This window comes from Candidatus Deferrimicrobiaceae bacterium, from assembly GCA_035256765.1.
Classification (GTDB): Bacteria; Desulfobacterota; Deferrimicrobia; order Deferrimicrobiales; family Deferrimicrobiaceae; genus CSP1-8.
This window is the reverse complement of the sequence record DATEXR010000316.1, coordinates 1-8,689: the sequence shown is the minus strand read 5'-3', so window position 1 is coordinate 8,689 and position 8,689 is coordinate 1. Positions and strand designations below refer to the sequence as shown.

The following is an 8,689-nucleotide window of genomic DNA, read 5'->3' as shown; positions in this document are numbered from 1 at the left end:
TCTGACGAAGGAAGAGGGGGGCCGTCACACTCCGTTTTTCAACGGGTACCGTCCGCAGTTTTACTTCCGGACGACGGACGTGACGGGGGTGGCGACGCTTCCGGAGGGCGTGGAGATGGTGATGCCGGGGGACAACGTGGGGCTGACGGTGGAGTTGATCGCTCCGGTGGCCATGGAGAAGGAGCTTCGGTTCGCGATCCGGGAGGGCGGCCGCACCGTGGGCGCCGGAGTCGTCGCGGAGATCCTGGAATAGCAAGATTCCGAAAGGAAGGGGGGAGATCCCTTGGCGATGGAACACCAGAAAATCCGCATTCGCCTGAAGGCGTTCGATTACAAGCTCCTGGACAAGGCGACCGGCGAGATTGTCGAAAAAGCGAAGCAGACCGGGGCGAAGGTGTCGGGGCCGATTCCCCTTCCCACGAAGATCGAACGGTTCACCGTGAACCGTTCGCCCCACGTCGACAAGAAGAGCCGGGAGCAATTCGAGATCCGTACGCACAAGCGGATGCTGGACATCCACGAGCCGCCCGCCGCGACGATCGACGCGCTCATGAAGCTCGACCTTCCGGCAGGGGTGGAAGTGGAGATCAAGCTTTAGTGAGGGGGAGCGTCCCCCGCCATCGTAATCCGATGAATAAGGTGTGACCATGACAACCGGAATCGTTGGGAAGAAGTTGGGAATGACCCAGGTCTTCGACGCGCAGGGGAAAGTCATCCCCGTGACGGTGATCGAGGCGGGTCCCTGCACCGTTGTCCAGAGAAAAAAGAGGCAGAGCGACGGATATGACGCGGTTCAGCTCGGGTTCGGGGCGAAGAAGGCGCATCGCGTCAGCAAACCGATGCTCGGTCATTTCCAGAAGGCGGAAAAAGGGGCGTTCGCCGCTCTTCGGGAGCTTCGGGTCGATTCCGAATCCCCCCTCGAGGTCGGGAACGAAATCCGGGTCGACATCTTCCGGGAAGGGGATTACGTGGACGTCACGGGACAGACGAAGGGACGGGGATTCGCGGGAGTGGTGAAGCGGTGGGGGTTCAAGGGCGGAGGGGCGTCCCACGGTTCGATGCACCACCGCGCCCCCGGGTCCATCGGCGGTTCTTCCTGGCCCTCCCGGGTATTCAAGAACGTGAAGATGGGCGGCCATTACGGGAACGAGCGCGTAACGGTTCTCAACCTGCGGGTCGTCGCCATTCAGACGGAGAAGAACCTGTTGCTGGTGCGGGGCGCAGTGCCGGGGGCGAAGAACGGCCTCGTCTTCGTGCGACACGCCATCAAGAAGGGCAACGGACAGTAAGGAGCGCGGAGATGGCCACCCTGGAGCTTTTCGACAAGGAACGGAAGGTCAAAGAGACGGTCGAATTGCCGGAGTCCGTCTTCGGGGCCGAGGTGAAGGAGCATCTGCTCCATCAGGTGGTCGTCGCCCAGCGGAACGCAAAACGTTCGGGAAACGCTTCGACCAAGACCCGGAAAGAGGTCCGCGGCGGCGGGAAAAAGCCGTACCGCCAGAAGGGCACCGGGCGGGCCCGGATGGGGAGCACCCGCTCCCCCTTGCTTCGCGGCGGCGGCACGGTGTTCGGGCCGCACCCCCGCAGCTACGAGCAGAAGGTCAACCGGAAATCCATGAAGGCCGCGCTTCGCTCCGCGCTGACCGTCCGGGCGAGGGAAAACCGGATCGTGCTCGTGGACGACCTGGACCTTCCGGGTCCCCGGACCAAGGAATTCCTGAAGATCGCCGGGAAGCTCGGCCTCTCCCACGCCCTTCTGGTGACGGAAGAGCCCAAGGAGACGCTCGTTCTCGGAATTCGCAACCTGTCGTCGTTCAAGTCGCTTCCCGTTTCCGCCCTCAACGTCGTCGACATCCTCTCGTACGAACAGTTGGTGTTCACGCGTCCGGCATTCGACAGAATCAGCGAGGTGCTGGGGAAATGAATATCACCGACGTCCTGAAGCGGCCGCTGATCACCGAAAAGGCGACGTTGCTCAAGGAGACCACCAACGCCGTGTCGTTCGCCGTGGATCCCCGGGCGAACAAGAACCAGATCCAGGAGGCGGTCGAGAAGCTGTTCAAGGTCAAGGTGGTCGACGTCAAGACGATGAATGTCTCCGGAAAGAAGAAGAGAAGGGGGCGGGTCGTCGGAAGACGTCCCGGTTGGAAGAAGGCGGTCGTGGTGCTCAAACCGGGCGATAAGATAGAGTTTTTCGAAGGCGTGTGACGCGAGAGACGAGGCAAGGAGCCGCAGCCATGGGAATCAAAAAATTCAAGCCGACCTCCCCCGGCGTCCGCTCCATGACGGTCCTTACGAACGAGGAGCTCACCAAGAAGAAGCCGGAGAGGAGCCTCGTTCAGAAAAAGGGAAACCGGGCAGGGCGGAACAACCAGGGCAGAATCACCATCTGGCATCGGGGGGGCGGGCATAAGAGAAAATACCGGATGATCGACTTCCGGAGAAACAAGAAGGACATCCCGGCCAGGGTCGCCGCGATCGAATACGATCCGAACCGGTCAGCCCGCATCGCCCTTCTTCATTACGCGGACGGGGAGAAACGGTACATCCTGTGTCCGGTCGGGCTCTCCGTGGGAGACACGGTTCTATCCGGGAACGACGCGGACATCAAGCCGGGCAACGCACTTCCGATACGGCAGATCCCGGTGGGGACGATGGTCCACAACGTGGAGCTCAAGATCGGCAAGGGAGGGCAGATGGCCCGGGCGGCGGGAAGCGTCGTCCAGATTCTCGCGAAGGAAGGGCGGTACGCCCACTTGCGCCTCGGTTCGGGAGAGGTAAGGCTCGTATTGGTCGATTGCATGGCGACGGTGGGGCAGGTGGGGAACCTGGACCACGAGAAGGTGTCGCTCGGGAAGGCCGGCAGGAGCCGCTGGCTCGGCCGGCGGCCGACGGTTCGGGGCGTCGCCATGAATCCGGTGGACCACCCGCTCGGCGGCGGGGAGGGGAAATCCTCCGGGGGGAGGCATCCCTGCACGCCCTGGGGGAAACCGACCAAGGGGCACAAGACCCGGAAGAACCGGACTTCCGATCCCTACATCGTAAAGCGCCGGAAATAATCGCAAAGGGGAGTCATCCGTGGCGAGATCGATCAAAAAGGGACCGTACGTAGAGCAAAGCCTGGAGAGGAAGGTCCGCAGGGCGGTGGAACTGAACGACAAGAAGGTCATCAAGACCTGGTCCAGGCGTTCCACCATCACGCCGGACATGGTGGGCTTCACGTTCGCCGTCCACAACGGGAGGAAATTCATGCCCGTCTTCGTCACGGAAAACATGGTCGGACACAAACTCGGTGAGTTTTCGCCGACACGCACGTTTCACAGCCATTCGGGAGACCGGAAGGCCAAGGTGAAGAAGTAGGCCGCGGAAGGAGAGCGACGATGGAAGCGAGAGCGACGGCAAGGTTCATGCGTGTCTCCCCGAGAAAGGCGAGGCTCGTGGTGGACCTTATCCGCGGGAAGAAACTCTCCGACGCGCAGACGATCCTGAAGCTGGCGAACAAGGCGTGCGCCAAAACGGTGAGGAAGGTGCTCGATTCCGCCGTCGCGAACGCCGCCCAGACCGGCGTGATCGATACGGGCATCCTGTTCGTGAAGAAGGCGTTTGTGGACGGAGGGGCGTCCGTGAAGAGGTTCCGTCCCGCGCCGATGGGGCGGGCGCACCGCTACCGGAGACGGACCAGTCATATCACCATCGTGGTCGATGAGAAGTAACGGGAGAGCGACGAACCGAAGGGAGGCGGCTTTTGGGACAGAAGGTACATCCGTACGGGTTTCGGCTGGGGATCATCAAGGATTGGCGATCGCGGTGGTACGCCGAGAAGGACTACGCCACGAACCTGCAGGAGGACCTGCGCATCCGGGGATACGTCAAGCAGCGGCTCATCCACGCCGGCGTGTCGTCGGTGGAGATCGAACGGAAGTCCAGCCGCGTCCACGTCATCATCCACACGGCGAGGCCCGGAATCGTCATCGGGAAGAAGGGCGCCGAGATCGAGAACCTCAAGAAGGACCTGCAGAAGTTCGTCAAGAAGGAGGTCTCGATCACGATCCAGGAGATCCGACGCCCGGAGACCGATGCCCAGCTGACCGCCGAAAACGTCGCCATGCAGCTCGAGAGGCGGATCGCCTTCCGGAGAGCGATGAAAAAGACCGTTCTCTCCTCGATGAAGCTCGGCGCCAAGGGGATCAAGATCCACGTGGCCGGACGGCTGGGCGGAGCCGAAATGGCCCGCTCCGAGTGGTACCGGGAAGGTCGGGTTCCCCTCCATACCCTGCGGGCGGACATCGAGTACGGGTTCGCCGAGGCGAAAACCACCTACGGGAAGATCGGGGTGAAGGTCTGGATCTACAAGGGAGAGGTGCTGCCGTCCTCCTCCCGCGAGACCATCGAATAGGAGAACATGGGCATGCTTGCGCCGAAACGGGTGAAATTCCGGAAGATGCAAAAAGGGCGGAGACGGGGAGCGGCCCAGGCGGGGAACACCCTCAACTTCGGGGACTACGGGGTGAAGGCTACCACGGCGGGTTGGATCACCTCCCGCCAGATCGAGGCCGCCCGCGTGGCGATGACGAGATTCGTGAAGCGTGGCGGGAAGATCTGGATCCGGATATTCCCCGACAAGCCCGTCACCAAGAAGCCCGCCGAAACCCGCATGGGCAAGGGAAAAGGGGCGCCCGAAGAGTGGGTTTGCGTGGTGCGCCCGGGCCTCGTGCTCTATGAAATCGAGGGGGTGGACGAGGCGACCGCGAGGGAGGCCTTTCGCCTCGCCTCGCACAAGCTCCCCCTGAAGACGAAGTTCCTGTCGAGGGAGGCATGAGGCGGTCATGAAGAAGAAGGAGATCCAGGACCTCGCGGTCGAGGAGTTGCGGCACCGGGAGATGGAACTGCGGGACGAGATCTTCCGTCTCCGGATGAAGCGGTCGGCATCCTCCCTGGACAACCATATGCTCATCCGGAACCGGCGAAAGGACCTGGCCCGGATCATCACGTTCCTCCGGCAGAAAGAAGGAGGGGAGGCGAGGTAGCATGGCGACTGCAAAGGAAAAACAAGACCGCGGGATTCGCAAGGCGAAGATCGGGGTCGTCATGAGCGACCGCATGGACAAGACCGTCGTCGTTCGCGTGGAGCGGGTCGTCCTGGATCCGGTATATAAAAAGTACACGAAGCGCCGGACCACCTACAAGGCGCACGACGAGCGGAACGAATACCATGTCGGAGACACCGTGGAAATCATCGAAACCAGGCCGCTGAGCAAGGAAAAGTGCTGGAGAGTCTCCCGGCTGATCGTACGGCCCGAGGTTCGCTAACCCGACAAGCGGAGAACGAATGTCATGATCCAAATGCAGACCATGCTGGACGCGGCCGACAATTCCGGGGCGAAGCGTCTTTGCTGCATCAAGGTGCTCGGGGGGAGCAAGCGGAGATACGCCGGCGTCGGCGACATCATCGTGGTCAGCGTGAAGGAGGCGATCCCCCACGGCAAGGTCAAGAAGGGCGATGTGTACAAGGCGGTGGTGGTGCGGACCACCAAGGAAATCGGCCGGGCCGACGGAAGCTTTCTCCGGTTCGACCAGAATTCGGCCGTGCTCATCAACCCGCAGGGGGAGCCTGTCGGAACGCGGATCTTCGGGCCGGTGGCCCGGGAACTCCGCGCCAGGAAATTCATGAAAATCATATCCCTGGCTCCGGAAGTTCTGTAGGGGGGAGGGAGAGAGAGACATGGCGGAAGCGACGCTCCATATACGGAAGAACGACATCGTGCGGGTCATGGTGGGCAAGGAGAAGGGGAAGGTCGGCAGGGTCCTCAAAGTGGACCGGGATGCGGGGCGCGTCTTCGTGGAAAAAATCAACATGGTGAAGCGCCACGTGAAGCCCGGCAAGACCAATCCGAAGGGCGGCATCGTCGAGAAGGAGGCTGCGCTTTCGTACTCCAACATCATGATCATGTGCGACAAGTGCAACAAGCCGACGCGGATATCGATGATGGTCGAGGATTCGGGAGAGAGGCACCGCGCCTGCAAGCGCTGCGGCGACGTGCTCGAGACCAAGAAGAAATAGCGAAGACCCGCCGGATACCGGCGGACCGGGGTGACGGGAGATGGCGAGACTGTTCGATTATTACAAGGACGAGGTGGTTCCGCGGTTGAAGGAGAAGTTCCCCTACCGGAACCCCTTGCAGGTGCCCAAAGTCGAGAAAGTCATCATCAACATGGGGCTGGGGGAGGCGATCGACAACATCAAGGTCATCGACTCCGCCGTCGAGGAGATCGGTCTCATCACCGGGCAGAAGGCGGTGGTCACGAAGGCCCGCAAGAGCATATCGAATTTCAAGCTGAGGGCGGGCGTCCCGATCGGGGTGATGGTCACCCTTCGCCGGGACCGGATGTATTACTTTCTCGACAAGCTCATTGCGGTCGCGCTGCCCCGGGTGAGGGACTTCAAGGGGGTCTCCCCCAAAGGGTTCGACGGTCGGGGAAATTACACGCTTGGCGTAAGGGAACAGATTATATTTCCGGAGATAAACTACGATAAAATAGACAAAATAAGAGGAATGAACATAACGATCGTCACCTCGGCCCGCAACGACGAGGAGGGGCTGGAGCTTCTCCGCCTCCTCGGAATGCCGTTTCGGGCCTGACGCTTCCGGGAGGAGAAGGAGTGGCAAAAAAATCGATCATCGCCAAATCGAAGAGGACCCCAAAGTTTCGCGTCCGGCAATACAACCGATGCCCGCGCTGCGGAAGGCCGAGGGCCTTTTACCGCAAGTTCCAGCTCTGCCGGATCTGTCTCCGGGAGCTGGCGCTCCGGGGGGAGCTCCCCGGCGTGGTAAAGGCGAGCTGGTAGGAGACCGGGATGGCCATCAACGACCATATATCCAATCTGCTTGCACGCATCCGCAACGCACAGATGGCGAGGTTCGACCAGCTCGAGCTTCCTTCCACCCGGGTGCTGGAGAACATCGCCCTGATCCTCAAGGAGGAGGGGTTCCTGAAAAACTACCGCGTTCTTCCCGACCCGAAGCAGGCGGTACTCCGGATCACCCTGAGGAACGAGCCCGGGACCGGATACGCGATCCGGGGGATGAAAAGGGTGAGCCGCCCCGGGCGACGGGTGTACGTCGGAATGGATGAGATCCCCACCGTGAAGAACGGTTTCGGAATCGCCATTCTTTCCACCTCCCGGGGGGTGATGACGGGGGAGAAGGCGAAGAAACTCGCGATCGGCGGGGAACTGCTCTGCCAGGTCTGGTAAAGGGGCCTCAGGTTTTCCCGGGGAGGGAACCATGTCGAGAATCGGAAAAGTGCCGGTGGCGATCCCCGCCGGAGTCACCGTCGAGATCAAGGACGGAATCCTTACCGTCACCGGGCAGAAGGGTGCTCTTTCCCGCCCGATCCCCGACAAGGTGACGGTCGAGGTCAAGGACGGGCATGCCGTCGTCGCCTTGCAGCCCGGAGAGGAGTCCGCCCGGAACCTCTACGGGCTCTATCGGACCCTGGTGGCGAACATGGTGAAAGGCGTCGCCGAGGGGTTCACCAAGACTCTCGAAATCGTCGGGGTGGGCTACAAGGCCGAAGTCAAGCAGGATGCGATCCAGATGGCGCTGGGGTATTCCCACCCCGTGATCTTCCCCCTTCCGAAGGGGATCAGCGCGCAGGTGGAGGCGAACACGGTCATCAAGGTATCCGGGGCGGACAAGGAACTCGTCGGCCTCATCGCGGCGAAGATCCGCTCCCTCCGGCGGCCGGACGTCTACAAGCAGAAGGGAATCCGGTACCGGGGCGAACGTCTCCTGAAGAAAGTCGGAAAGGCTGCCGGAAAGTAGGAAGGTTTTCCGGCCGGAAACCACCAGATGGAGTTCGATGAGCCATGAGCCAGAAAAATATGCGGGAAATCGCCCGGCAGAAGAGAAAGAGAAGAATCCGGAAGAAGATCTTCGGGACGGAGCATCGTCCTCGGCTGTCGGTTTTCCGAAGCGCGAAGCACATCTACGCGCAACTCGTGATCGACTCGACGGGGTCCACCATTCTCGCCGCCTCCACCCTCAGCCCGGAAATCCGGGCCGAAATCGGCGAACTGAAGAAGAGCGATGCCGCGAAGAAAGTGGGGGAGTATATCGGCAGGAAGGCCGCCGAGAAGAATATCCGGAAAGTCATCTTCGACCGGAACGGGTTTTTGTATCACGGGCGCGTCAAGGCCCTGGCGGAAGGTGCCCGGGAGTCCGGGCTGGAATTCTAGTGCACCGCCTCGTAAATAGCTTGAGCACCGAGAGCGTCGATGCGCCGCGCCAACGAGGCGCGCGACTGAGGATGGGGGGGGACACTCCTGGGTTATTCGCCGAGAAAATCAGGAGTGTCCCCCTCGTTGCAAGAAGCGCAACGAAGCTGGAGCGGATGCAGCGGCGCTCGAATGCCAAGGTATTTGCGAGACGGTGCACTATCCCTTTCCGGCCGGATTTCTTTATATAATACCGCCAATGTCCCCGCGGCCCTCACGCACCCCCTTCGAGCGATGCCGAAGAACCTTCCGCTACATCTCCCTTCGCCTGGTCCGCGTGGGCGGGGATTCGGTCCATGTCGCCCTGGGATTCGCCCTCGGGGTGTTCCTCGGCGTATTTCCCACGTTCGGCCTCGGGATCCCGCTTGCCCTTTTCCTTGCCTCGATATTTCGGTGGAATCGCGTATCCGC

The 8,689-nt window shown here is 61.4% G+C and carries 19 protein-coding genes; all 19 read left to right on the top strand.

From position 1 onward, the window contains the following. A partial coding sequence (locus VJ307_11080) for a hypothetical protein (GenBank protein HJX74679.1) occupies positions 1-253 on the top strand: 253 nt, incomplete at its 5' end. A gap of 36 nt (positions 254-289) precedes the next feature. Continuing rightward, positions 290-598, top strand: a complete 309-nt coding sequence (gene rpsJ / locus VJ307_11075) for a 30S ribosomal protein S10 (GenBank protein ID HJX74678.1) — start codon at positions 290-292, stop codon at positions 596-598. A gap of 49 nt (positions 599-647) precedes the next feature. Next, positions 648-1,289: a 50S ribosomal protein L3 gene (gene rplC / locus VJ307_11070; GenBank protein ID HJX74677.1), complete on the top strand. Its 642-nt coding sequence runs from the start codon at positions 648-650 to the stop codon at positions 1,287-1,289. Between the two features lie 11 nt (positions 1,290-1,300). Further along, positions 1,301-1,924 (top strand): 50S ribosomal protein L4, encoded by a 624-nt coding sequence (rplD, locus tag VJ307_11065; GenBank protein ID HJX74676.1) that lies wholly within the window; start codon positions 1,301-1,303, stop codon positions 1,922-1,924. After that, the gene (locus VJ307_11060; GenBank protein ID HJX74675.1) at positions 1,921-2,208 is read left to right on the top strand and encodes a 50S ribosomal protein L23; all 288 of its coding nucleotides are present in this window, start codon (positions 1,921-1,923) and stop codon (positions 2,206-2,208) included. The genes rplD and VJ307_11060 overlap by 4 nt, the downstream gene beginning before the upstream one ends. 29 nt (positions 2,209-2,237) lie before the next feature. Beyond that, entirely contained in the window at positions 2,238-3,059 is an 822-nt protein-coding gene (gene rplB, locus VJ307_11055) for a 50S ribosomal protein L2 (GenBank protein HJX74674.1), read from the top strand. A gap of 19 nt (positions 3,060-3,078) precedes the next feature. Beyond that, on the top strand, positions 3,079-3,360 hold the full coding sequence (gene rpsS / locus VJ307_11050; GenBank protein HJX74673.1) for a 30S ribosomal protein S19: 282 nt from the start codon (positions 3,079-3,081) through the stop codon (positions 3,358-3,360). 20 nt (positions 3,361-3,380) lie between these two features. Beyond that, complete coding sequence (rplV, locus tag VJ307_11045) at positions 3,381-3,713, top strand: 50S ribosomal protein L22 (protein HJX74672.1); 333 nt, start codon at positions 3,381-3,383, stop codon at positions 3,711-3,713. A gap of 32 nt (positions 3,714-3,745) precedes the next feature. Next, on the top strand, positions 3,746-4,396 hold the full coding sequence (gene rpsC / locus VJ307_11040) for a 30S ribosomal protein S3 (protein ID HJX74671.1): 651 nt from the start codon (positions 3,746-3,748) through the stop codon (positions 4,394-4,396). A 6-nt stretch (positions 4,397-4,402) separates the two neighbouring features. Beyond that, positions 4,403-4,819: a 50S ribosomal protein L16 gene (gene rplP / locus VJ307_11035; GenBank protein ID HJX74670.1), complete on the top strand. Its 417-nt coding sequence runs from the start codon at positions 4,403-4,405 to the stop codon at positions 4,817-4,819. A 7-nt stretch (positions 4,820-4,826) separates the two neighbouring features. Beyond that, positions 4,827-5,027, top strand: coding sequence for a 50S ribosomal protein L29 (gene rpmC, locus VJ307_11030; GenBank protein ID HJX74669.1), 201 nt, complete (start codon positions 4,827-4,829; stop codon positions 5,025-5,027). 1 nt (position 5,028) lies between these two features. Next, positions 5,029-5,310 (top strand): 30S ribosomal protein S17, encoded by a 282-nt coding sequence (gene rpsQ / locus VJ307_11025; GenBank protein ID HJX74668.1) that lies wholly within the window; start codon positions 5,029-5,031, stop codon positions 5,308-5,310. A gap of 24 nt (positions 5,311-5,334) precedes the next feature. After that, positions 5,335-5,703 carry a 50S ribosomal protein L14 gene (gene rplN, locus VJ307_11020; GenBank protein HJX74667.1) on the top strand — a complete coding sequence of 123 codons (369 nt, stop codon included), beginning with the start codon at positions 5,335-5,337 and terminating at the stop codon, positions 5,701-5,703. A 19-nt stretch (positions 5,704-5,722) separates the two neighbouring features. Then, positions 5,723-6,061: a 50S ribosomal protein L24 gene (gene rplX / locus VJ307_11015; protein HJX74666.1), complete on the top strand. Its 339-nt coding sequence runs from the start codon at positions 5,723-5,725 to the stop codon at positions 6,059-6,061. 40 nt (positions 6,062-6,101) lie between these two features. Continuing rightward, positions 6,102-6,641, top strand: coding sequence for a 50S ribosomal protein L5 (gene rplE, locus VJ307_11010; GenBank protein HJX74665.1), 540 nt, complete (start codon positions 6,102-6,104; stop codon positions 6,639-6,641). Positions 6,642-6,661: 20 nt separating this feature from the next. Beyond that, positions 6,662-6,847 (top strand): type Z 30S ribosomal protein S14, encoded by a 186-nt coding sequence (locus tag VJ307_11005; GenBank protein ID HJX74664.1) that lies wholly within the window; start codon positions 6,662-6,664, stop codon positions 6,845-6,847. A 9-nt stretch (positions 6,848-6,856) separates the two neighbouring features. Further along, positions 6,857-7,255 carry a 30S ribosomal protein S8 gene (gene rpsH / locus VJ307_11000; protein HJX74663.1) on the top strand — a complete coding sequence of 133 codons (399 nt, stop codon included), beginning with the start codon at positions 6,857-6,859 and terminating at the stop codon, positions 7,253-7,255. Between the two features lie 31 nt (positions 7,256-7,286). Beyond that, entirely contained in the window at positions 7,287-7,826 is a 540-nt protein-coding gene (gene rplF, locus VJ307_10995; GenBank protein HJX74662.1) for a 50S ribosomal protein L6, read from the top strand. A gap of 44 nt (positions 7,827-7,870) precedes the next feature. After that, complete coding sequence (rplR, locus tag VJ307_10990; protein HJX74661.1) at positions 7,871-8,239, top strand: 50S ribosomal protein L18; 369 nt, start codon at positions 7,871-7,873, stop codon at positions 8,237-8,239. The last annotated feature ends 450 nt before the right edge of the window (positions 8,240-8,689 follow it).

Excerpts from the sequence above, each read along its gene's own strand:
- rplF (HJX74662.1), top strand. The coding sequence starts at position 7,287 with ATGTCGAGAATCGGAAAAGTGCCGGTGGCGATCCCCGCCGGAGTCACC.
- rplP (HJX74670.1), top strand. The coding sequence starts at position 4,403 with ATGGGCATGCTTGCGCCGAAACGGGTGAAATTCCGGAAGATGCAAAAA.
- rplX (HJX74666.1), top strand. The coding sequence starts at position 5,723 with ATGGCGGAAGCGACGCTCCATATACGGAAGAACGACATCGTGCGGGTC.
- rplN (HJX74667.1), top strand. The coding sequence starts at position 5,335 with ATGATCCAAATGCAGACCATGCTGGACGCGGCCGACAATTCCGGGGCG.
- VJ307_11060 (HJX74675.1), top strand. The coding sequence starts at position 1,921 with ATGAATATCACCGACGTCCTGAAGCGGCCGCTGATCACCGAAAAGGCG.
- rplD (HJX74676.1), top strand. The coding sequence starts at position 1,301 with ATGGCCACCCTGGAGCTTTTCGACAAGGAACGGAAGGTCAAAGAGACG.
- rplR (HJX74661.1), top strand. The coding sequence starts at position 7,871 with ATGAGCCAGAAAAATATGCGGGAAATCGCCCGGCAGAAGAGAAAGAGA.
- rplC (HJX74677.1), top strand. The coding sequence starts at position 648 with ATGACAACCGGAATCGTTGGGAAGAAGTTGGGAATGACCCAGGTCTTC.
- rplB (HJX74674.1), top strand. The coding sequence starts at position 2,238 with ATGGGAATCAAAAAATTCAAGCCGACCTCCCCCGGCGTCCGCTCCATG.
- rpsH (HJX74663.1), top strand. The coding sequence starts at position 6,857 with ATGGCCATCAACGACCATATATCCAATCTGCTTGCACGCATCCGCAAC.
- rplV (HJX74672.1), top strand. The coding sequence starts at position 3,381 with ATGGAAGCGAGAGCGACGGCAAGGTTCATGCGTGTCTCCCCGAGAAAG.
- rpsJ (HJX74678.1), top strand. The coding sequence starts at position 290 with ATGGAACACCAGAAAATCCGCATTCGCCTGAAGGCGTTCGATTACAAG.
- rpmC (HJX74669.1), top strand. The coding sequence starts at position 4,827 with ATGAAGAAGAAGGAGATCCAGGACCTCGCGGTCGAGGAGTTGCGGCAC.
- rpsQ (HJX74668.1), top strand. The coding sequence starts at position 5,029 with ATGGCGACTGCAAAGGAAAAACAAGACCGCGGGATTCGCAAGGCGAAG.
- rplE (HJX74665.1), top strand. The coding sequence starts at position 6,102 with ATGGCGAGACTGTTCGATTATTACAAGGACGAGGTGGTTCCGCGGTTG.